The organism is Vibrio pacinii DSM 19139 (assembly GCF_000711795.1).
Taxonomy (GTDB): Bacteria; Pseudomonadota; Gammaproteobacteria; order Enterobacterales; family Vibrionaceae; genus Vibrio; species Vibrio pacinii.
Genome location: NZ_KL543978.1, coordinates 270,062 through 292,855 on the forward strand (window position 1 = coordinate 270,062; position 22,794 = coordinate 292,855).

Below are 22,794 nucleotides of genomic sequence, written 5' to 3' on the forward strand. Positions count from 1 at the left end.
ACTAACAACGTCAGTTGGCTAGGTGACCCTCGGCTTAATAAGGGTCAACTAATATTAAGCATTTAGCGTGCCAACTTTCAAAGCACTGTATAGTGTCTATTTTGCACAAAAAACCGTCCATTTCACAAAAACTAGGCGCATAATACTTTTTCATGTTGCAATTCAGTGCAAAATGCAAATATTCGTCATTGCATATTGCAATTTAAATACTCTCTCCACACTCGATCTGATAACCAAGATCAATACTGGCTTGCCAACTATCAGCGCCCTTTAGCCGCTCAATTAATTGACTGGCTGCTACACGGCCGATCTCTTCACGAGGTGTAACGACCGTCGCTAATCTCGGTATCATTGCTTGGCTAATATCGTGACCGTGGAACCCTGCAATGGCCATTTGTTCCGGCACCTTGATTCCACGTCGCTGACACTCATACAATGCCCCAATCGCTAAATCATCATTAGTACAAACAATCCCATCCACATCTGGGTGCAACTCAAGTAACTGACCTAAAAGCTTCGCTCCCAAGGTAAATGATGATGCTTCTTCAGTTTGTAAACTGATCGGCAACTGCCCAACTTGCTCAACCGCACGCCGATAGCCTTGTAATTTAAGCCGAGTACGTTCATCCATACGCGCAGCAAAGTATGCGACTCGCTTGCGTCCTTTCGCTTGAAGAGCTTTGGTCATATCTAGTGATGCTTGGCCATTATCAAAGCCCACCGCTTGTTCAATACGAGGTGAGTAACTATCCATAATCTCAATCACAGGGATAGACGCCGTTTTGAGCATTTTACGTGCTTTCTGAGTATGAATGTTCTCAGATAAAATAATTGCGTCAACATTGTAAGAGAGCAGTGAAGCGATACTTTGCTCCTCTAGCTCGGTGCTGTAGCTGTAGTGAGCAATCATGGTTTGATAGCCTGCAGGCGTCGTCACTGACTCTATACCTCGAATCACTTCGGCAAAAACTTGGTTAGTTAGAGACGGGACCAATACACCAATCGCATTTGACTTGGCGTTCGAAAGGATATCAGGGGCGCGATTCGGGATGTAACCGAGGTCTTCAACGGCTTGGTTAATTTTTTCTTTCAATGCATCCGATACTTGCGAAGGATCGCGTAAACAACGACTTACAGTCATTTTTGTCACACCGACTCTATCGGCTATATCCTGTAATGTCGGTCTTTTTTTCTTGTTGGCCATGACGGTTTTCTTATCATCGATATGTTGTGTTACTGGTAACATAGTACCTGCATCGAGAATAACTTTTATTGGTTTAGATAACAAAAAAGCGCTCACATGTCGGTGAGCGCTGATTTTATTGTAAAATTTGACGTTTTTCGTTATCACTCCAGGTTAGGTGATAACGATTCGATTCGGCATCATCAAGCCGAGAATAGCCATGAGCCCCAAAGTAGTCTCGTTGCGCTTGAAGCAAATTCGCCGGTAGAACACCACTGCGCAATGAATCAAAATAGCTCAGCGCCGAACTTATTGCTGGCATTGGCACTCCCGACATCGCCGCATTGGCTACCGTTGAGCGCCAGCCGGAAGATTTAGCCTCTATTTGAGTGGCAAAGTCTTGTGCTAGCAGTAAGTTATCTAACTCCGGGTCATTTTGATACGCCTTGGTGATATCTTGTAAGAAGTGCGCTCGAATTATACAACCCGCTCGCCAGATCTTGGCGATGTTGGCGTAGTCCAATGCCCAACGTTCAGTACATGAGGTAGTTTTAAGTAGATCAAAGCCTTGCGCATAGGCCGTCACTTTGGCACAAAACAGCGCATCATGCAGTTGTATCAAAATAGCATCAACGTCAGAGAAGTTGACTTGCTTGAGTGGCGTGTTCAACTGCTGTTCCGCTTGCAAACGTAATGCTTTTTGGCCACTTTGCGCGCGGGCAAACACGGCCTGCGCGATTGTCGGTGCGGGTACACCGGCTTGAAGCGCATTTACGGCCGTCCAAAGCCCGGTTCCCTTCTGCCCTGCTTTATCAAGCACAACCTCAACCAATGGCTTATTGGTAATGGGATCGCTTGTTTGCAATATTTCAGCACTAATTTCCATTAAGTAGCTATTCAGCACACCTTGATTCCACTGGCCGAATATCTGCCCAATCTCAGCAGCACTTAGTCTCAGCGCCTGCGCCATGAAATGATACGCCTCACATATCAACTGCATATCGGCGTATTCAATCCCGTTATGCACCATCTTGACGTAATGACCTGCACCAGCGGGCCCCAAATAGGCCGCGCATGCTTCACCGCTTTCAAACGGCCCCACAGCAAGCCCATTACTATCAACTTTCGCCGCAATGGCTAACCACATAGGCTTAATATATTGCCAAGCTGATTGCTCGCCGCTAGCCATCAGTGACGGCCCAGTTCGAGCGCCAACTTCACCTCCAGACACTGCGGTACTGAAAAAACGCAATTTACCCTGATATTGCTGCTCTCGACGTTCACTATCTGTCCATAAGCTATTGCCAGTATCGATGACAATATCTTGCTTGGCTAAACCGGCGTTTAGTAAATCATCAATGACGTTATCAACAATTTCCCCAGCAGGAACCGATAAGGCGATCACCCTCGGTGTCTCAAGGCTTGCCAATAAATCGCTCAAAGACGTTAAGGCGATAAATCGTCCTTTATGGTCTTTTTGGCTCACCAACGCAGCTTCTGCAATGGCTTTGTCACGATGAACCGGATTGACATCAAAACCCGAGACATCAAACCCATGGTCAATCAGGTTCAGCGCCAAGCTTTTGCCCATAACACCTAAGCCTATCATCGCAATATTGGACTGACTCATCCTTGACGCTCCTTAATCGCTTGCAGTGCTTGCTGAAGCACACCTTCAATCGGCAATGAAATATCGATATGCAGTGCTTCATCACAACTCGGCTCAACAAGAGCCTCGAACTGGCTGCGTAGCATCGACTCACCGTTAAAATAATGATTGGCGCGCTTTTGATGACGAGCCCAAATGGTATCGAAGTCGCCTTTAAGATAAACAATCACCAACTCGGGGTTATTGTGACGAAGCACCTGACGATATTCGGGTTTGAGCGCAGAACAAGCGATCACTGCCGCGTCGTTATCGGTATAAATACGATTGAGCGTTTGTAACCACCCACTACGATCCTCATCGGTCAGCGGTATACCCTGACGCATTTTCTCGACATTAGCCTCGGGATGGTAGTCATCACCATCGTAAAAAGGTAACGCTAGGGCTTTTGCAATTTCGCTGCCGATCAAGCTTTTACCACAGCCTGATACACCCATCACTACTATTTTTTTTGCTTTCATTGGACAATACTATCCTTAGCCTTGTGGCTGATGCGAAGGCTGTGAATTCCAACTAAATAACGTTTCATTTTGTTTGGAAGCGCTTACTTCCACCACATCGCTAGATCTGGGAAGATAATCACTAGGCTCAAGACCAACACCTGCAAAGCGATGAATGGTAAGAGCGACGTAAAGATTTCTCCCAAGCTGATATCTTTTGGAGCCACTGATTTAAGATAGAAAGCGGCTGGTCCAAAGGGTGGCGAGAGAAAAGAGACCTGCATGTTAAGGCAGAAAACAACACCAAACCAAACCGGGTCAAATCCAAGGCCAGTAATAATGGGGACAAAGATTGGCATCGTAAGAAGTGCCACGCCGACCCAGTCAAGGAACATGCCGAGCACAAGCAAAATCACCATCATGATCAGCAAAGTACCCATCGCACTGCCACCACTTAGACTTAAAATAACTTCCTCGACAAAATCGATGCCGCCCATCAAGTTATAAATGCCCACCAGTGCACTCGCACCAATACCAATCCACATGATCATTCCGCACGTTCGCATCGTTGCGATAGCACTCTCTTTAAGCATGTTGAGACTCATTTCTCCGCGGATAATCGCAGAAATCATGATACCAACGACGCCCAATGCAGAGGCTTCGGTGACAGAGGCGATACCAGTATAAATACTGCCTAGTACCACGGCGACTGAGAGCAACGGGAAGAACAACGCCTTGAAGTAACTGACTTGAGGTTCGTCTTCTTCGTCACTGTCACTTGGAATCGGTGCCAACGCAGGGTTTAACTTACAACGAATAAGCACATAAGCGATGTAGAAGCCTGCGAGAATAAACGCCGGAAGAAACGAGGCTTTGAACAAATCACCAATCGAAACGCTCGCGGTCATGCCATAGATAATAAGTACAATACTTGGCGGTAACATCGTTCCCAGTGCGCCGCCTGCACACGTGGTACCAATCGCCAACTTTCGGTCGTAACCCAATCTCAGCATTTGCGGCAAGGCTAAAATACCAAGCAGTACGGTTTCTCCCCCAATAACCCCTGACATTGATGCCAACAATACCGCCACCAAAAGAGTCTGTACGGCTACACCACCACGGACTTTACGCCCGACGGATTTCATTGCATCAAACAGATCTTTGGCAATGCCTGAGCGATCGAGCAGCGCGGCCATCAAGACAAACATCGGCACCGCTAAAAAGACATAACCAGAGGCAAAACTGTAAGTACGACTAGCAATCAGGGGCACGGCATCAGGGCCAAACCAAAACAGGGTAAAAAAGATCGCAACAAAACCGGTCACAAAAGCGAGCTGCATCCCTGTTAGCAACAAAGCGATCATCATTACCAGCATTAGGATACTGCCCCATGCTAGGCCGATTGAAGATAAATCAAACATCGTCATTATTCCTTAGCCCAGCAATCTCTTGGATTAGGTGCAATACATATTGGACAACGAGAATACATAGGACGACAAAAATCAGTCCTTTGAGCAAAGCTGGGTATGGTGCGTTGAGCACAGAACCCGAAGTTTCGAGCCTGAGTTCGCCCCATGGCGTAAACCAAGCTTCTTTAGCAAGAGAATAAGAGGCATAGGCCAACATGCCAGCAAAAGCCAAACCGACAATATGATGAACCATATTGAGGTATTTGCGCGTCTGATGGGAGACAGCGTCGTATATCAACACCACTCGGACATGCCTATTGGCTGCAAACGCGTAAATACCACCAACAATGAATAGCGAACCACCAATAAACGAGGCGGTCTCGTGAACCCAAGTGGTAGGAGCATCAAATGCGTAGCGCATCACCACTTCATAAAATGAAATCAGCACCGTAAAAATAAAGAACCAGCTGAGTAGGTTACTGATTTTAATAATCGCACGATCAAGAACATTTCTTGGCTGTTCTTCGGGCTCTCGGGTGGAGTGAGGCGTGTTATCATTCATAAAAAATCCCAAAAATTAGGAGGGCATAACCCTCCTACGAGAAGCGAGACAAGGGCGTAAGAAATTACAGTAGGCCGTTGGTTTCTAGGAAGCGAGTGACAGAGTCATACACTTTTTGTGCATTTGGAGAACGCTCAGCAAATACCTTCCATTGTGTTTTCGCGATTTCACGGAATTTCTTACGCTCTACGTCCGACCAATTGTGAATCGTGATCTCTGGATTAGCTTGCGCTTCTTTTACTGCGGCCATGTCCGCCATTTTTAGCTGCGTAGTCATGTCGTAAGAGAAATCACGTACCGAGGTTTGCAAAATAGTCTGCAGATCAGCTGGCATTTTGTCCCACTTCTTCTGTGATATAGAGATATCAATCAAGGGCAAAGAGTGAAAGCCTGGCTGTACTGGGTGAGTTGCGATGTCATTCATGCCTGCTTTTTGGTTGGTTGAAAACACCGTGTAATCTGCAGCATCGATGACACCTTTACTTAAGCCAGTAAAAACTTCTGAACCAGGCAGGTTTACTGGGGTTGCGCCCGCCGCTGCAAAAACTTGCTGCACCAACCCTTCAGGGGCGCGCAGTTTAAGACCTTTCAGATCATCGACACCATCAATTGGTTTTTTCGAGATAAAGGACTCAACACCCGTAGTCGACGCGCCAACAAACTTCACACCGTAAGGCGCATAAAGTTCGGTCATGAGCTCATTACCACCGCCATAGTTCATATATTGCAGTAGTTGGGTAGTATCAGACCAAGCACCAACCATATTGCCAATCAAGCCAAACGCTGGATCTTTCCCCGAAAAGTAACCCGTGGCTGTCACTTGGCCATCAAGGATACCCATTTTGATGGCACCTAACGTTTCAGTATGCTTGACTACCGAACCGACAGGCAGCAAGTCAATCTCGATACGTCCGTTAGACATTGTCTCGACGCGCTCTGCCCAATTTTGTTGAACTTTATAGTTCAAATCTCCCGACGGATCAGAAGATTGAATTTTTAGATTGAAGTCAGCTGCTAAGGCAGAGACGGAAAAGAGACCAGTGATAGAGGCAGCAAGCAGAGTTTTGGTCATTGCTTTCATAGTAAGGGTATCCTTGTTTTGTTTCAGTTATCCAATCAAGTCAGAGTGACTCTTAGATAGGCTACCGGGTATAATTCTTATGTTACCGGTAACTTAAGGAGCAATGTTACCGGTAACAAGCAAGCGTTTGCAGAGACATGAATCACATTTATTTAATGTGTTATGACAACATTTAACAATAAAAAGAGGAAGTGTGAATCAGCCCACACCAAAAGACTATGAGTCAGGTAGCGCTGAACTTAAGACTAACGTTTACGAAATACCCAGATAGGACCAATAAGCAAAAACTGCACATCCGCAAAAAATGATGGTTTCCTACCTTCGATTTTATGGCCAATAAATTGAAGCAACCACAACACAGAAAACAGAAGCAAACAAACTAACAATACTGATACCTGAAGCAGTTCTAGCGACCAAATTAGCGAGATGCAAGCAAGCGTAAAACCAAGCATCATTAAGAACACGCTCAGCGATAAACGATAATAAAATACCATCACAGGTATCGCAGTTACCCACACCCAGTTTAGGGTAAAACCATAGAGTTGAAGCTCTGGAATTGACCAGATAAGGCCCACCACAGATAAAAAAATCCCAGGCACCGCGATCTTATGGATGGTTTGATTGAGTGGATTTTGATGACTTTCGCCATATTCAGCCAACCATTGAGCAAGGTCTTTCATACGCCATCACCTAAAAATGTTATCTATCATTTCTATAGCATGAGTTTGGCAAACCTGCTGCGACAGGGCATCAATCTGTGATATTTTTGTGTTTACGACGATGCTTTTCTTGATACATACGCTTATCTGCTAACTTCAGCATTTCATCAATATCAGTAAAATCATCTTGATAGACGGCATAACCCACACTGACCTTAAGATTAATTAGATAATGTTCATAAATCACTGGCGTTTGGCAAATCGCTTTTTGTAGCGCGAGGTTAATAATATCAATATCTTCGACCTTTTCGATTCTCGGCAATAATATTAAGAACTCATCGCCTCCCAAACGAGCAACAACATCAGAGGTGCGCAATACGCTTCTTAATCGCTCAGCAGTCGCAATCAGCACTTTATCACCAGCCGAATGACCATAGGTATCATTGATAGTTTTGAACTCATCCAAGTCTATATTTAATATCGCAAAAGACTCGGATCCAGAACCTTTTTTTATTGCATCAAAATGCTCACTAAGGGTGAACATAAAGTAACGTCGATTGGGCAGATGAGTCAGTTCATCTTGCAGTGAACGCTTACTAGCGGTTAAGAACAATCGATAAGTCATCGCAAATGCCGCGATTAACAAAGCAATCATTGGATAACCGATTAAACGCACCACGTGCACACGATACCAAGAACTATTCGATAGTAGATCTTGCTTCGCTGATGCAGCAACAACCCAACTGCCATAGGGAAAATGGACAGATTCAATCGCAAACGCATCATCAAACGTCGATTGTAAGCCATAAAAAAGCTCACCATCCATCCCTTTACTGTCAGTACCACGTATCGCTAGGTTATGACTGAACTCAAACGAGGCGATACCGGCATCAGTAAACAGCGACTGCAGTGATATCACCAGACTGCACACACCCCAATACCTTGTGTTGTAGGGAGGATCGGTAAAAATTGGCAATCGAGCAATCAAGGCTCGCCCGCCTTGAACGAGGTCAACCGGCCCTGCAATAAAGATCTCTTGGATCTGCTGCGCTTTTTTAATGGTTCGCCATTGTTCGGGAATGGTTCGATAATCGAGCCCAAGGGCTTGCTCATTACCTTGGAGTGGATAAATATGTTCAATGACGTCATTAGGTGCTAATCCAATTAGCTCAACATGACGGCTTTTGCGTAAAACCGTTGAGGCAATCAGTGCCCAACCAGAGAACTCGAAATCAGTATCTGACGCCACTAAAGCAGAAAGACTGTTGGCAACATAAACATCAGACACGATTGCTGTTTCTAATTCAGAACGCACGATAGAGAGCTCTTCTTTCGCCTTCGCCAATAAGCTGTCACGTAGAAAGGACTTTTGACTTCGGTCAAGAGATTCAACCAAGCCTATAGAAAAAACCAATGAAATCAAAAACAAGCTCTTAATAAAGTAATGCTTGCCTAGGCGATAGGCCATTCTTCCCCCACATATCGTGCAATGCGTGCAATCTTTGTTGATGAAACCACTTCACCTACCCACGCCAAAATAAATGTTAAAATTTATAGTTATTGTATAAAAATACATTAGTTCAATAATAAATTCACCGTTTAATCGATAAATTTATTAATAATCACAGGTGACTTGTTGAATAGATGCAATCAAGCAATATTCACCCATCGCTGACTCCTCGCTCACATTCAGAGCACCAATAACAGTTACATTAACGTGTTTATTATGGTTGATTATAGTCGAAGGTCATTATTATGCGTCGAACGCTTGTTCGGTTATTGTTGGGTATTGTTGTTAGCTGTTCTGTGTCTGCCACGACTCAAACAGACAGCTTCGCAGCTTCTGCGGATCTGATTCGTAATACCTACGAGCGCCAACTGTATACATTGCCAGCGTTTAAAGAAGGCCATTATGGTTTACGCATGTATCGTCAAACCCTTGACCCTAAATACTCAGCGGCAGTCTGGACCGACATGGCGCGAGTTGCGAGTCGACTCAACCGCTTCGCCGCAGAGGTGAATACACCAGAGCAAATACTTCTCTATGCAAATAGACGACTAGCAAGTTACGCAAACGACAATGATGAGCGAAGTCAGCGTCGATATGCCGTCACCAAGCACACACCTGAATACATTTACCTGGGCGTAGATCTACTGGGTTCGATGGCTCGTGCTAACGAGTACGGCCTAAAGCACCAACAAGATAAAAAATTACGCGAAGTGATTCGCCGATATGACTTTGGTCGATACGCGACAGATCAAGAGATGATCAAAGCTTGGGCCGCGCAACTGGCAAACCAAGTCTTTTGGCTGCGCCAACTGGGCGAGCAAGATGTTGTAGAGCCCTTTATTGAAGCGTTCAGACACGCGTACCCCGATGATAAAGATAAAAGCTTAAGTGCCCAACAGTACGGCAATAAGATCTACGGTTTAACCCACATTATCTTCGCCGACTCTGCGTACTATCAGCATCAAGTTGATGAAAAGCAATACCAGTGGATTTACGATTATTTACGCAACAATATCGACACTATATTACTGCGAGCAAAAGAAGATGTGATTGCTGAAGTAGGAATTAGCTTTCTTCTCGCTGGGTTAGATCAAGACCCTGTCGTTGAAAAAACCCGTCAAGTAATTCAACGCGCTATTGATAGAGATAAGGGCATGATACCTTCAGTTTCTGGTGACTTTGATCTTAAATATGGCGAACATCGCAACGTATTAGCGATCATGTTACTTGACTGGCAGTCAGTCAATCATGCCCCTACTTTAGAAAGCGATCCTAGTGTGTTTTCTAATCTGCCTTATGGCCTTGTTGCTATCAAATCACATTGAGTGATTTTATTCAGCACAAGGAACTAACCCGCAACAAGTTAACTAATGCTAAATAATTAGAACATTTATTTATAAGCATCTGCTTATTCATAGCTTATTGACCGCAATCACGACCTTATCACAACTGACAACAAACCAATGCGAGTACTTTTACTTTTTAAAATACAAACCGTTAGATCATTATCAATAACAATTTTTTCTGTCATGACAAAAAAGAATAAGCATTAATACGCATAATTGAAGGCATAAACACAATATCTCTATTTCTTTTTCTTGGTTCAGACTTTCTTTTTTCATCTAGACTTTGCTTGAGGGATTTCGTATCGAGGAAACTATCAGTATGCCACGATTTGCAGGGCAGAAAATCAAAGAAATGGCTGACATGAAATCAACGCGTAAGCGTAATATTGTCATGCTTTGCTCTGTGGTGGGTGTTTTTTATCTCGCGCTTTACAGTGTGGTTCGTTTTACCCAACAGGATTACTTTCTCGGTCAACTTAATCTTTTCTCTTCAGTCATCTTAGTGCTAAACATCATTTATCTGCTACGCGCCACACAACCTATTTATTCAAATATCATTCTCAGCACGATACTGATACTCCACGCCATGCTGTTTCTCACCAATGGTGACAATATTACACAGCGCCTGTTGTGGCTTTATCCTATCGCTTGCGTACTCATTTTCGTTAATCCGTTTAAATTAGGGCTGGCACTTAGCTCACTTTTTTGTGTCTCCACCTCTTATTTCCTGATATCGGCTAAGTGGGCTACGCTAGCTATGGATACGCCTGAAATACGCTTTCTACTCAGCCTGTCTGCCCTGTCTATCTTGTGCAATATCTACGCCTTCTACTACGCGAGAATGTTGGCCTTCGTACAAGTACTGTATAAAGAAGGGATCGAAGATCTCGCCTATATCGACCAACTGACTGGGCTCGCCAATCGTTGGAGCTTTGAGAACTGGGCAATAGACAAGCTTGAAGAGCGTCAAAACAGTCAATCACTCACTGCGCTGGTATTCTTAGACATTGATAACTTCAAATTGATCAACGATAACTATGGCCATGATGTTGGTGACCGGGTATTAAAGCACTTTGCCAGCCGACTCAAAAACAACATCAGGAACAAAGATCGCTCAACCAATGAGCATGATTACTCGATTGCTCGTTTCGCTGGAGATGAGTTTGTGCTGTTATTATACGATGTGAAAAACATCGAAGATCTGGAAAACATTTTACAACGTATCAGTGGCTTGTTTACTAGTGAGTATCAGGTTACGGAGAGGATCAACCAACTGACGATAAGTGCGGGCGTAGCGCTCTACCCTGAAGATGCCGAAAACCTTGCCGAATTGACACGCTGCGCAGATAAAGCCATGTATGCGGCAAAACATTCTGGTAAAAACCAATATCGATTTTATCGAAATGATCACCTCGAACTTAAACACCCTAAACCACTGGCAAGCGTCACTTCCATAAAAAAGGTTAGCGGGTCATGTACATGACCCAAAGAGAAATGGCCATAAAAACAATCATCCAAACTGCATAGCGAACTGTATTAGGCTTATCTTTTTTAGGTTGGATAACTGGCCTCAACGCTGCGCGTCTCGCCGCCCTAGCCGTAGAAGCGATCGTCGCTTTTTCATCATGTTCTTCACGACGCTTTTGCGCTTTTTGTGCCGCCTTACCAAAGCGATGTAATTGATCGGCAGTCAAATCCTGACTCGGGTCATACCGACTACTGGAGTCATTGTGTTTGGGAACGATAGCCATAACCACCTCCTCGCGAATAGACTGTCATAAGTTAAGTATAGTCAACTCTGCTGTACGTAACTTTGATTAAAACTGAACAACAGTTCGACAAAACCGAAACCTACGATGAGAAAACTCATCTTTTGATACAAATCGCAATTACAATAACAAGTCACATAAACGAACTAATGCTATGATTTAAATCAGATTATCTTAATAGAAAAACTCGTCGTGCTGCCTGACTCCCGTTCTGGTTGTTCATTTGATAGGCAAAAAGCCGTGCTAAACACGGCTTTTGTTGAATAAAGAGAAGTGTCATTAACTCAAATATTCGCATAAGTAGGCGGTCGATTGTGTCACTTGAAGATCAAAGGAAGCATCGCGCTCAACGTTGAATGACTCGCCCGCTTGGTATGTGACCCACTCACCGTCTGGAGCTAACTTAACCGTCAACGCCCCCTTAATGACAGTCATACGCTCAGGTGCAACGGTGCCAAAGGTGTATTCACCCGGTAACATTACGCCAACACTAGACTCTGCGTCTTGTTGACTAAAAGCCAGCGATTGTACTTGCCCATCAAAATAGCTATTGGCGTTAATCATTTCATCCTCCATGAATCCATATTCGATTGTTTAGTAGCTTCTTTTATCGCAAATATTCCCAGTCAGCAATCTGTTGTTATACCTTGAACCACACACTGCATTGATACAAAACACCAATATAAATTAATAATACAATGCATTGAGCCATCCAAAAGCCAAGCGCATCTACAACTAACTAAAAAAGAACACTTCGGCCAAGCTTTACTTCATATTGCGCAGTGAGCAAATTAATAAGCTAGACTTGATGATTAACTGAGTGAGCAAACTTTTAATCTGGGGTCAGGTTCAAAGTTCTTTTTATCAAAATTGCGTTAAGAAACGATCTCTTCCAAGCTAATAGTCTGCTATTTGATGTTTCCTTTTCCAAGGGATGAGCACACACTATTATGACCAAAGGCTCGACGTTCAAAACACTCGCTGTGGTAGTCTTTACCATTCTCACTCTGGGTTTTGGTGGCCTAATTTACTTTAGTTACCAAGACTATGTTGATCCGAAGCACGTCTATGGAAGCTGGATTGAGATCGGCGCTCCTCCTTATAAAACAGAAGTCCTGACCTTAAACGAACAAGGCGTGTTTAGGAACGATAGACTCGTTGCGACGCAATTTGAATTTGATGGTAAACAGATCTTAATTAAAACGGGCCAAGGAACCGCGATATATCAAATTGCTGGCACCTTTAACTCACCTCAACTACGCCGCATACAACCCAATAGTCCAACTCAGCGCTTTATTAAGCAAGGGTTTGAAGAGACGATTGATATGGGCGGTGGGGGCTCAGCTAAAAACCGCCGTTCTGCGCTCTCTAATCACTTTGGTGATAACTAAGTGGCTGTCAACGCACTAGTTTGATATCAAGCTAGCCCGTATACTGAACCAAACTATCTGTAGGTCTAGATAAAAATAATGACAGCGTTCGTTGAAAACCTTCCGCCCCCCATCGCTTCCTTGCTCCAAAGCTGGGATACCAATGTATTACTGATCACCCTCGCAAGTTTTCTGGCATGGATTGCATGGCGGTTGGCCTACAATCAGTTGCAAGTGTTAGTTGAAAAAACCAGCTTCCAATGGGATGACCTTGTTCTTGCTGCAATTAAAACACCGGTTAGTACCCTAATTTGGTGCTGGCCTGCTACCATTTCAATTGGTTTTTTGCTGCAAGATTACACCATTTCCAAACTCAACTGGTTGAGCACCTTAAAAGAGATTCTACTGATTGGCATTTTTCTCTGGATAGCGATTCGCCTAATCAACAATATTGAAGAGTACATTTTAGAGCAAAGAAAGCGCGACGAAACCACCGTACAAGCAGTAAGTAAAGTAGCGCGTTTATTCTTCGTGGTGATTGCCACTTTAACGGTAATGCAAACCTTCGGTTTGAGCCTTTCTGGCCTACTTACTTTCGGTGGTGTAGGTGGTCTGGTGGTCGGTTTCGCGGCCAAAGACTTACTGTCTAATTTCTTTGGTGGGATGATGATCTACTTTGATCGCCCGTTTAAAGTCGGCGATTGGATCCGTTCTCCTGATCGCCAAATCGAGGGGACAGTGGAGCGCATCGGTTGGCGTATGACCATTATTCGTACGTTCGATAAAAGACCGCTGTATGTCCCCAACTCAATATTCAGTAATATTGTGGTTGAGAACCCATCACGTATGCAAAACCGACGTATTAACGAAAATATCGGCATTCGTTATAAAGATGGTGGAAAAGTTGACGTCATTGTTTCAGATATCAAGACCATGCTGACCAATCACCCTGATATTGATGCGAAACAGACCTTAATCGTCAACTTCAATGGCTTTGGTCCTTCCTCGCTGACTTTAATGGTGTATACCTTTACCAAGACCGTCAATTGGATTCGCTACCACAAGGTAAAACAGGATGTGTTGCTAAAAATTTATGACATCATCAAACAACATGATGCTGATATCGCCTTCCCAACTCAAACCATCCAGTTAGAGCCACAACACGTCGGTGAGCTGCCAGTTAAACCACAGTAATTGTGCCTCGACCTTACGTAGCACAGTGCCTATCTGCTGCGTTAAATCATAAGCAAGACAAAACGCCCCTAACTTAGCATTAGGGGCGTTACTGGTTACTCGAGGACAGAAACCATTAGTTGTTGTCGTGTATCATCACATGATCGAGCAATGAAGAGAGCATGTCGTGTTGCGACATACCGCTAAAGCCACTATCAAGCTGATGGGCTAAATTTTCTACCACGATAGACTGCTCTTGCATTCCTGAACCATCAGGATGAACAAGCAACTCAACATTATCTCCATCCACTTTGACATCAAGGTGCTCAAGTAGCTTATCCATATTGACGGACACTGTTTTGAGCTCAGGCAACACGTCACGTAAGTCGATTTTGTCCCCCTCACTGACACTGAAATCTTTGATGGTATCCGTCGAACCATTATCAATTTGATGCCAAACAAAGGTATCCATACCCGTGCCACCAACCAAAATATCAGACCCTAAACCGCCTTCCAGCGTGTCGTCACCATCACCCCCGATGAGCTGATCATGACCTGCACCACCAACCAAGTAGTCGCTTGCGCTTCCTCCGGTTAAAGTGGCATTAACACCACTACCATCAAGATGCACACCCTCGTTTGAAGCAGACTTATCGATCACTGTGGCATCATTAACCACACTGAGATGAATAGCGATGTGATTGCTCGATTCTGCTCTATCAAGCACTGCACCGCTATCGTCTAACTCTGATGAGATCGCTTTGAACGTCAAGGTATGCTCGCCAACTGCCGCATCTTTCACGCTGAGCGTATCGATAGCATCGGGCGATACATACCACACTCCATTGTCAAAACTTACGCTGCCATCTCGACTGTCTAAGCTCGCCCCTGCCGGAACACCAGACACTTCAAGTGTTAACGCTTCGGTCGTATCAGTCAGTGCTGCCAACAACCCAAGAACGGCGATTCCGCTCGCACTGGCATTCTGGCTTACTGTCATATTTTGCATATGACTCCACTTGGAATCTAGCGTCAACGTTGGTGCATTGGCCACTGGCGTCAACGCGATGGTATAGAGCTTAGCATCAGCTTCTAAGGCAATCCCTGATGGGTTACCACTATCTTTTGCGGTAACGTGCAAATCAATGCTATTACTCGGTGCACGGCTCGCGTCGAGATAAACGCCATTTGGCGGCGTGGGGTTATCGAGTAGAGTATTTAAGTCTGAGAGTGTCCCTGTTAACGTCATTGAGCTACTGTTCGCGCCAGTCACCATCACACTCGAAGCCGAAGGTATCGAAATGGATAGATGACCGTAATCAACACTCAAGGTGACGGTCATCAAGTCGTTCGCATGTCCATCGACATAATCAACATCACTTACGTTAATACCGCTAATCAGCTGCGCTGGCGCTTCATTAATGCCGACCGTAATATCATCGATATCAAGCACTGGCTGATCGTTCACCCCTTCAACAAGCAAAGTGATCTCTGCGCTAGCAGATTGATGGTCAGACTGACCATTTGTCATGCCATCATCTTTGACTACATAGGTAAACTTAACCTCACCGTTGTAATCTTGTGCCGGAACAAAAGTCCAAGAGACACCATCAGGATTGAGGGTTAACTTTCCTTGCCCCTCGGCTAACATCAAACTCTCAACACTGATCCTGTCACCTTCTTTGTCACTGGTGGCATCAAGCAACTCTTGAGCAGTAATAATGCGACTTCCTTCCTCAAGCATAGTGCCCAAATCTAAGTCTTTCGGCTCTGGAGCATCGTTAACTTCTTTCACATGAATCAAGAAGTTAGTTTGATTTGTGGATGACGTACTGGCATCTCCGGCGATGATCGCGCCATAACTCCCACCATCATCAACGCTTGCGGTGACTGTCACCGCGCCACCTGAATTAAGATCATTACTGTCCGTATCAGGGTTAAACTTCACTTTACCAGCGGCAATGGCTGCATTGATATCCTCAAGTTTACCTGTGATGATTAAGCGACCATCTGTAGCGAGCGAGAAGTCAACGCTCGGGTCACTGACAAATTCCAACACGCCTTTATCGACATTCAGCGTTAGAGTGTAGATGGCGTTAGGATCATCATAAGTTGCATCGACATCGGCAATCGAAAATTGGTCAATCGCTAATCCCCCGACCACATCTTCTGTCGTTTCAAGGCTAATAACGTTCACGAAGGTCGGTTGATCGTTGACTGGGTCAATCATCAAATCAACATCAAACTCTGACTTAGGCCCCAGATATTCATTGCCACTGGCATCCTTATCCACCGCTTGAACCGCAATATGAATAGGGAGGTTAATACCCATCACACTGGCAGTATCACTGTTGTGTTCACCTGAGTTAAATACAATTTTATCGAGCTGCTGAGCCGGAATATCTAACGTCCAAACCTTGGTAACGGGATCATAATTTGCCAGCGTTGTCCCATCTGGATAGAAAATCTGCGCGTCTTGCGCCACATTACTCACTTCTACCCGCAGCGTTTCTGGCGCATTTTCACTATAAGTTCCACTACCCGAGGCAGACATCGCCTTATCAATCACTGAGGCGTTGATTGCAATATCAATGTTAGTGCCTTCAGATCCAGAGACTGAATCAGTTGCATCCGTATCAACTACGTCGCCAATCGGATTCACCGTCAGAGAAAACTTAGGCAAATCTTTCGCCGCCGTCGGTACACCTAATAATGACTCTTGGCTAAAGACCGTTACGCCAAACTCAGCGGTACCACTGAAGTGCTTCGGCGGTTGAACAGAGATAGCACTTAAGTCCAATGTATCGCTTGTTCCCGAAGGAAGCTTAACACTCCACTCACCGCCACCATTGTTTTTGACTGTGTAACCGCTAGCGGGATCGGCGGTTAGCAAGAATCCATCTGGCACCTCAGTAAACTTAATCGATACAAACGACTCGGAACCATCAGTATCGGTCAAGGCGATCGACACCGCGCCAGAGTTACCAAGGGAAATCACTTGGTCTTCATCGCCCGTAATTTCGATTACCTGACTTGGATCAGAGCCAGGTCCCGTAACAACAACCTCATCAACCACAGGCGTGACTTCAAAGCTGACACTGGTTGAAAAGTTATCTGAGTGTGTAGAGGTCGTTTCGCTCACCGTTTCATTGAATGTTGCGGTATCGGTGACCGTACCCGTCACGTTAATGGTGATTTTGTTATCGTCATTTTCCGTGGGGTAGTTGGCTTTGGGTTTAAACAAGATGTTATCGAGTGCGTGGTTATCAATCATCTCTTTGTTAAACTCTAGGCTAGTCCCCAAGCTCTTACCGGATTGGTCGAAAAACTCACCGTTGATGGGTTCGGCTAGTGTTAAAGTGATCGATGAAAGCACCTCGCGGCCACCTTCGTCACCCGTGACTTTATCGGCCAAAACGTAACTCAGATCGAGTTGAATATAACTATCTTCATAACCAATCGGATCAGCTCCTGCCGCGCCATCTTGATCAATCGGGTTGATCGAATCGTCGAGTGACCCTTTGACCTCCAACGTGATCTCAGGTTGTGAATTGACACCAGAGGCCACATCTGCGATCGGGTCAACTTTGATGATCACTGACTCATTGATAGCGGTTTCATCACCTGACGTTTTATCGGTAGTAATAACAGTCAGAGGTAACCGAAAGTCCCCCGAATAGTCTGTTGGCGGAATAAGCGTGAGATCATCAAGCCCTGTAATGAGTCCGTCGTCAGTCAGTGTCGCCTGGAAGACGTACTTGCCATTGGTAAAATCAACATGAGAATTAGAGCCCTCAATGCCAATTGCGAAAGTCTCGCCACCCACCGTCACCTGACTATCAATCACAATCGTCACGGTATCCTCATGATTGTCATGGGATGTGACGGTAATAATAGACTTTAGCTGCTGACCAAGGTCGATAGTTGTATCTTCCACACCTGTTATGACGCTGTTGTCGATAAGCTCGACAACGCCCGCTTGATAGTCATTACCGTCCGCATACTCAGGGAACGATAACACCACTTTTGTCTCGCGCTGCTCCACGACACTCTGCTTGGTGCCATCATCGCCCTTATCAACGACTTGCGCGAAAATGGTTAAACCAATATCACTGAATACTTTCGGATTACCTGCATCGGCAGGGGTAAAATCTAATCCATTCGGCGCTTTGATACTAAAGGCATCTTCGTTGGTAATCACCCAGCGACCATTACCTTCATACACAGCGCCCTCAATGAAAAGCTGATCCATGATTTCTTGACGCGTATCGTCGAACTGGACAACCAGCTGTGTGACTAATTCCTCAGATTCATACTGAGAGTCAAGAGCATCAGTCTCTTGATACCTAATCACATACTCACCCGATAACGCCGCTTTGGCTTCATTTGTGGTGAAAACAATCGTGCCATCGGAATTGGCAACGACTTTATGCGCCGCATCACCGACCTCAGATCCCGCTTCATTTGCTACGATCAGTTTATTACGCGCATCTGTTGGCTCAACCACAGGACGCACTTCGACGTGAATATCACCGCTAATGGTGGCGCTAACACGCCCACCTTCACCTTGGATGTTTTCGCTGGTGTATTCGTGGTCGAGCTCTTCAATTTGCACCGTGGTTGTTAAATTGAAGTCGGTACTTGAGTCTTTTGCCGGCACAATTTGGATGAAGCCATCTTGTAACGCAGCTTGTGTAAATGCTGCCAATGACTGGCCTGTATTGGGTGAAATCTCAATGGTACCACCGTTAACACTGGCCAGACTGCCACCAACATATACCGTTGCACCATCGGGAATACCGCTGATCTGGATCGAGGTAAAGTGTTCATCCGAGTCGGTGTAATCACTGCCCACTTTGGGATGCCAAGCGATATTAATTGCTGAGTCTTCGTCGCCCACGGACTGATTGGTATAGTGCAGTGGTGTATCAATGACGGGCTCAACCTTCACTCGGATCTCTCTATCAAAAGTCAGTGTATGGCCATCATTTTCAGTGACAACAACGGTCTCTTTGATATGGATATTTTCCGTCGAAGAAGCAACAGGACGGATCACAATCCCCGATGAGATATCGAGATTGGTGATATTAGCTTCATAGATAGGCTGGCCGTTGGCATCGTAACCGGTAAAATTCAGATTAACCGTGTCACCACTGCCGTCTTCAATGACCACACCCGCAGGAATGTTAGATAGCAGTACCGTAATGGTTTCTGAACCATCTATAGGCCGCTGGGCATGCTCGCCAGAAATTACCGAGAAATCTATTGTCGCAAAGCTATTCTCATCGATGGTGGTTTCAACACCAGAGATATTGCCATCAACAAAATCGCTCCAGCTTGAGCCACCGATATGATGCTCAGGGATATCCGCCACACCGATCACTTCAACGTTAACCGTTTTCGTGCCCAACACGTTTTCATCAACATGTATGCTATTGTCAGACAGAATGGCGCTATCTTTGATCACCCCTGTCACAGCAAAGGTAAAGTCCTTATTGCTATGCAAATCAGGAACCACTTCGACATTCGCCAATTGATCGTAAGGGATCTCTTGATAGGTTACGCCATTGACTGTCACAGACGTGATTTGACTGACACCACTCCCCGTCCAAACCAGCGTTGCTGCCTCAGTTATATCCGAAATGCGCACATACAACGTTTCTGAGCCGTCACTATCTAACGACGGCTTCATGCCAATCACTTCGCTGAGAGTGAAAGGTTGATGGTTGGCATCTTGCCCGGTGTAATCTGGATCAGCGATATTATCTTCATTAATCTGAATACGATTAACACTGAAGCTGCCAGCATCGGCTTGTGGCGTCACATCGATAATTAACTCTTTAACTTCAGAGCGCGCAGTAGTTTTATCTGTCGTCCCATCGACGTAAGGATTACGAGTTTCAGTGCTGACTGCGGTTGCTTCGAAGCGAATCTGCCCTGAGTAGTTATCACTTGGGTTTACTTGAATCGAGTTTACCTCTTGCGCCGAGAGCGTATAAACACCGTCAGTGGGGGTAATGACTTTTCCTTGAGCGTCGAGTAGCTCAAAATGACCTTCACCTTGCGTTACTTGTAGTTCATAGCTAATCGTTTCGGGGCGACTCGCATCTTGGGTTGCCGCAGCGAGTTCAACTTGAACGTTGCTGCCGTCTTCATCGACTTGGTAATAGTAGGTACTCTTAGCATCATTCCAAGTCGCAATATCGGCGACACTTTCTACTGCTATATGGAAATTCGAGTCAAGGGTATGGTCGGCGATTCCATTGTTATCGATTTGCATTTGGTAGTTAATGACGATACCAGCATGCTCTGTCGAATAGTTACGGTCTGGCACAAAATAGAGATTGTTAATCGTCGCTATAGTATCGCTACCACTTTGGCTAAAACTCTGTTGCAGGTGCGACTTATCCAATACGATATCGCCCGTTGCAGGATCGACCGTTAATTTATGTAACTCGCCATTTTCAAGATAGAAGAAACTGCCATGGTGATTGCCCGCTTTAATCGTTAGCGCGCCAATCGATTCACCGTTGTCTTGATCATGTAGGTTAACTTGTAGCGAGACTTGTGCTGGCGCATCTGGCATACCCGCTTGATTATCGTGTGCATTTTCTCGCGTAGGTTCGTCACCGTCGGCGTATTTGATGCTGCTATCACGACCGGCATCTTCAAATGTGGTGACTTTCATCGCAACCGGACTGGCGTCTTGGTCGGTAATAGTGATCGCCAGTGGTGCCACCGAGGTATCTAAATCGCCATCGGTTGCCGTAACATTGACGGTAAAATTAATTTCATTCCCTTGATGCTGCAGCGACGGATTGGCGGCAAACATTATCTCGCCGTCACTGTCGACTCTTAACCAACCTAAGTGGCGATCTGCAACCTGACCATTGCTGTTCGTCGTTTGCTGATACACGGCAATATCTTGCGTCCCTGCCGTCAAATCAATTGACTTAACGTAACTATGGCCATCTCTAAAAACAATCTCGGCACCGTCACTGTCTGTCGTACCTTCAATTCTGGTTAGCGCTGCGTGGTCGGCACCTTTATCGGTGTCATCGCCAAACATATTGACCAGAGATCCACTCAGTCCCTCTCCCTCGACGCGCGTTATCGACTGCCCGCTTAAAGTAGGTACATCATCGACCACGTTAATCGCTAGGGTGATGATTTCACTCTCGTCACCGTCAAAATCGATGGCTTTAATCGAGAAGTTAATATCAAGCGAGTTTTCCCCTTGGCCATCGGGGTGTTGAAGCGGTTTAAGAAGTTCGAAAGTATAGCGATTATCCGATGTATCAAACTTAATGATAAACACAGGCTCGCCCGAGACTGTCTGCGCGGTATAGGTAAATACGGTGCCATTATTGGTCGCAGGAGCCCACTCTAGATTTTCACCGCCAGAGACTAGTCCGTTTAAAGTTTGACTTGCGTTCACCAACTGATAATCAGCAACACCATCAGCCCCTTCAGTCACAACAAAATGGCCCGAGATTTGGGTAGCTTGACTTTGGTCTGAGCCAATAGACGTTAAATCATCTTCATCAACTCGTCGTTCACCCGTTGTGCCCGCAAGACTAGGCTTATCATCAATAACCTCGATTGGCAGTAGATGAGATGGCGAAACATCACCGTCACGGTCAACAGCGGCGACCGCAAAAGGAATCGTCAACGAGTCTGATCCCTCGGCATGATCCAAGGCTTTAATCTGAGTATAGGTATAGCTGCCATTATCTCCGAGCGTAAGTGTGAATATGACTTCGCCGTTAGCTACGCCTTGATAGCTAGTTTCCCCTGCGCTACCGGATATTAGTGAAATCGTAACCTCATGACCGCCTGATTTAAGGCCATCTTCACTGTTATGTAAATTCACCAATTGGTATCGCACAACGGAGTCTGCGCCTTCAATCGTGGTTAAGCGACCCGATGCTGTCGCAACCGCTGGCGAAGAGCCCGATTGCGTATCGTCCTCTTGTACCGTAAAGCGGCTACTTGGGTCGAAGCCAGTAATTTGAGCAGCATCATCGCCGATGTTGATCACGAGATTATGGCTAATAGAGGCATCGTTATCTTTATCAACCGCAAACACAGGAATGCTGATCGCTAACGAGTCCATACCTTGCTGCGCGTGGTCAACTTCCTGAGTAAGAGAAACCGTATATTTACCTAAGTCACTCTGATCTAAATCGATTCGCAGCACCTCAACTTTAGCGCCGTTGAGGTGGATATATCCGACATACTGACCAATAAACTCACCGCCAGTGCCAGTCACTTCGCCAAATATCACCTTTTGTCCATCAGATTCAAGCGTTGACGTGAGGTTTAACTTAGCTAAATCCACTTTCATCGCAACGACACTATCACTGCCGGTGGCAACACTAATCGTGCCACTGGCCGTGGTATCCGTTGCGCCCACTTTCGAGCCGTCACTTAAGCCCGCTTCATAAACGTGACCTTGAGTAATCGCGGTAATGATGGGACCTTGTCCATCGCTGATGGTCAACTCAACCTGACTGCGCAGCGTATCGCCGTCTTTATCCGTCACGGTTACAACTAGGGTATGGCTGATGGTGTCATTCGCCGAGTGGTCAAGATTGCTATCAGGGATAAACGACAGCTTGCCGTC

The 22,794-nt window shown here is 45.4% G+C and carries 15 protein-coding genes; 4 read left to right on the top strand and 11 right to left on the bottom strand.

Annotation, left to right across the window (positions count from 1 at the left end; translation table 11 throughout):
* Positions 1-202: 202 nt before the first annotated feature.
* The 8 genes from gntR to BS19_RS19255 form a co-directional block, all read right to left on the bottom strand.
* A complete protein-coding gene (gntR, locus tag BS19_RS19220) occupies positions 203-1,204 on the bottom strand; it encodes a gluconate operon transcriptional repressor GntR (protein ID WP_084186076.1) in 1,002 nt (333 codons plus the stop codon).
* 115 nt (positions 1,205-1,319) lie between these two features.
* Entirely contained in the window at positions 1,320-2,813 is a 1,494-nt protein-coding gene (gndA, locus tag BS19_RS19225) for an NADP-dependent phosphogluconate dehydrogenase (protein WP_038177533.1), read from the bottom strand.
* Positions 2,810-3,310, bottom strand: a complete 501-nt coding sequence (locus BS19_RS19230) for a gluconokinase (protein WP_038177534.1) — start codon at positions 3,308-3,310, stop codon at positions 2,810-2,812. Before BS19_RS19230 ends, gndA begins: the two co-directional genes overlap by 4 nt.
* Positions 3,311-3,393: 83 nt before the next feature.
* Complete coding sequence (locus BS19_RS19235) at positions 3,394-4,710, bottom strand: TRAP transporter large permease (RefSeq protein ID WP_038177535.1); 1,317 nt, start codon at positions 4,708-4,710, stop codon at positions 3,394-3,396.
* Positions 4,703-5,260, bottom strand: coding sequence for a TRAP transporter small permease subunit (locus BS19_RS19240; protein WP_038177536.1), 558 nt, complete (start codon positions 5,258-5,260; stop codon positions 4,703-4,705). The genes BS19_RS19235 and BS19_RS19240 overlap by 8 nt, the downstream gene beginning before the upstream one ends.
* 64 nt (positions 5,261-5,324) lie before the next feature.
* A complete protein-coding gene (locus BS19_RS19245) occupies positions 5,325-6,341 on the bottom strand; it encodes a TRAP transporter substrate-binding protein (protein WP_038177537.1) in 1,017 nt (338 codons plus the stop codon).
* A 245-nt stretch (positions 6,342-6,586) separates the two neighbouring features.
* Positions 6,587-7,021, bottom strand: a complete 435-nt coding sequence (locus tag BS19_RS19250; RefSeq protein WP_038177538.1) for an Mpo1 family 2-hydroxy fatty acid dioxygenase — start codon at positions 7,019-7,021, stop codon at positions 6,587-6,589.
* 70 nt (positions 7,022-7,091) lie between these two features.
* A complete protein-coding gene (locus tag BS19_RS19255; RefSeq protein WP_038177540.1) occupies positions 7,092-8,468 on the bottom strand; it encodes a diguanylate cyclase in 1,377 nt (458 codons plus the stop codon).
* Between the two features lie 287 nt (positions 8,469-8,755).
* Between BS19_RS19255 and BS19_RS19260 the strand changes: the two genes are divergently transcribed.
* Together BS19_RS19260 and BS19_RS19265 are read left to right on the top strand one after the other, a co-directional pair.
* Positions 8,756-9,835 (top strand): DUF3541 domain-containing protein, encoded by a 1,080-nt coding sequence (locus BS19_RS19260; RefSeq protein WP_038177541.1) that lies wholly within the window; start codon positions 8,756-8,758, stop codon positions 9,833-9,835.
* A gap of 340 nt (positions 9,836-10,175) precedes the next feature.
* Positions 10,176-11,339 (top strand): GGDEF domain-containing protein, encoded by a 1,164-nt coding sequence (locus tag BS19_RS19265; protein ID WP_038177542.1) that lies wholly within the window; start codon positions 10,176-10,178, stop codon positions 11,337-11,339.
* Here the strand turns inward: BS19_RS19265 and BS19_RS19270 are convergent.
* Together BS19_RS19270 and ppnP are read right to left on the bottom strand one after the other, a co-directional pair.
* Positions 11,320-11,607 carry a hypothetical protein gene (locus tag BS19_RS19270; RefSeq protein ID WP_038177543.1) on the bottom strand — a complete coding sequence of 96 codons (288 nt, stop codon included), beginning with the start codon at positions 11,605-11,607 and terminating at the stop codon, positions 11,320-11,322. The two genes, BS19_RS19265 and BS19_RS19270, sit on opposite strands and share 20 nt — an antisense overlap.
* Before the next feature lie 297 nt (positions 11,608-11,904).
* Complete coding sequence (gene ppnP / locus BS19_RS19275) at positions 11,905-12,189, bottom strand: pyrimidine/purine nucleoside phosphorylase (protein WP_038177545.1); 285 nt, start codon at positions 12,187-12,189, stop codon at positions 11,905-11,907.
* 386 nt (positions 12,190-12,575) lie between these two features.
* Here ppnP and BS19_RS19280 point away from each other — a divergent pair, with 386 nt between their 5' ends.
* A complete protein-coding gene (locus BS19_RS19280; protein WP_038177546.1) occupies positions 12,576-13,016 on the top strand; it encodes a DUF2850 domain-containing protein in 441 nt (146 codons plus the stop codon).
* A gap of 78 nt (positions 13,017-13,094) precedes the next feature.
* The gene (locus BS19_RS19285) at positions 13,095-14,189 is read left to right on the top strand and encodes a mechanosensitive ion channel family protein (protein WP_038177547.1); all 1,095 of its coding nucleotides are present in this window, start codon (positions 13,095-13,097) and stop codon (positions 14,187-14,189) included.
* A gap of 115 nt (positions 14,190-14,304) precedes the next feature.
* Here BS19_RS19285 and BS19_RS19290 read toward each other — a convergent pair whose 3' ends face one another.
* Positions 14,305-22,713 (bottom strand): T1SS-143 repeat domain-containing protein, encoded by an 8,409-nt coding sequence (locus BS19_RS19290; protein WP_245609314.1) that lies wholly within the window; start codon positions 22,711-22,713, stop codon positions 14,305-14,307.
* Between the last annotated feature and the right edge of the window lie 81 nt (positions 22,714-22,794).

Coding starts and splice junctions, on each gene's coding strand:
- BS19_RS19240 (WP_038177536.1), bottom strand. CDS start 5,260: ATGAATGATAACACGCCTCACTCCACCCGAGAGCCCGAAGAACAGCCA.
- gntR (WP_084186076.1), bottom strand. CDS start 1,204: ATGGCCAACAAGAAAAAAAGACCGACATTACAGGATATAGCCGATAGA.
- gndA (WP_038177533.1), bottom strand. CDS start 2,813: ATGAGTCAGTCCAATATTGCGATGATAGGCTTAGGTGTTATGGGCAAA.
- BS19_RS19255 (WP_038177540.1), bottom strand. CDS start 8,468: ATGGCCTATCGCCTAGGCAAGCATTACTTTATTAAGAGCTTGTTTTTG.
- BS19_RS19260 (WP_038177541.1), top strand. CDS start 8,756: ATGCGTCGAACGCTTGTTCGGTTATTGTTGGGTATTGTTGTTAGCTGT.
- BS19_RS19250 (WP_038177538.1), bottom strand. CDS start 7,021: ATGAAAGACCTTGCTCAATGGTTGGCTGAATATGGCGAAAGTCATCAA.
- BS19_RS19230 (WP_038177534.1), bottom strand. CDS start 3,310: ATGAAAGCAAAAAAAATAGTAGTGATGGGTGTATCAGGCTGTGGTAAA.
- BS19_RS19265 (WP_038177542.1), top strand. CDS start 10,176: ATGCCACGATTTGCAGGGCAGAAAATCAAAGAAATGGCTGACATGAAA.
- ppnP (WP_038177545.1), bottom strand. CDS start 12,189: ATGATTAACGCCAATAGCTATTTTGATGGGCAAGTACAATCGCTGGCT.
- BS19_RS19245 (WP_038177537.1), bottom strand. CDS start 6,341: ATGAAAGCAATGACCAAAACTCTGCTTGCTGCCTCTATCACTGGTCTC.
- BS19_RS19285 (WP_038177547.1), top strand. CDS start 13,095: ATGACAGCGTTCGTTGAAAACCTTCCGCCCCCCATCGCTTCCTTGCTC.
- BS19_RS19270 (WP_038177543.1), bottom strand. CDS start 11,607: ATGGCTATCGTTCCCAAACACAATGACTCCAGTAGTCGGTATGACCCG.
- BS19_RS19280 (WP_038177546.1), top strand. CDS start 12,576: ATGACCAAAGGCTCGACGTTCAAAACACTCGCTGTGGTAGTCTTTACC.
- BS19_RS19235 (WP_038177535.1), bottom strand. CDS start 4,710: ATGTTTGATTTATCTTCAATCGGCCTAGCATGGGGCAGTATCCTAATG.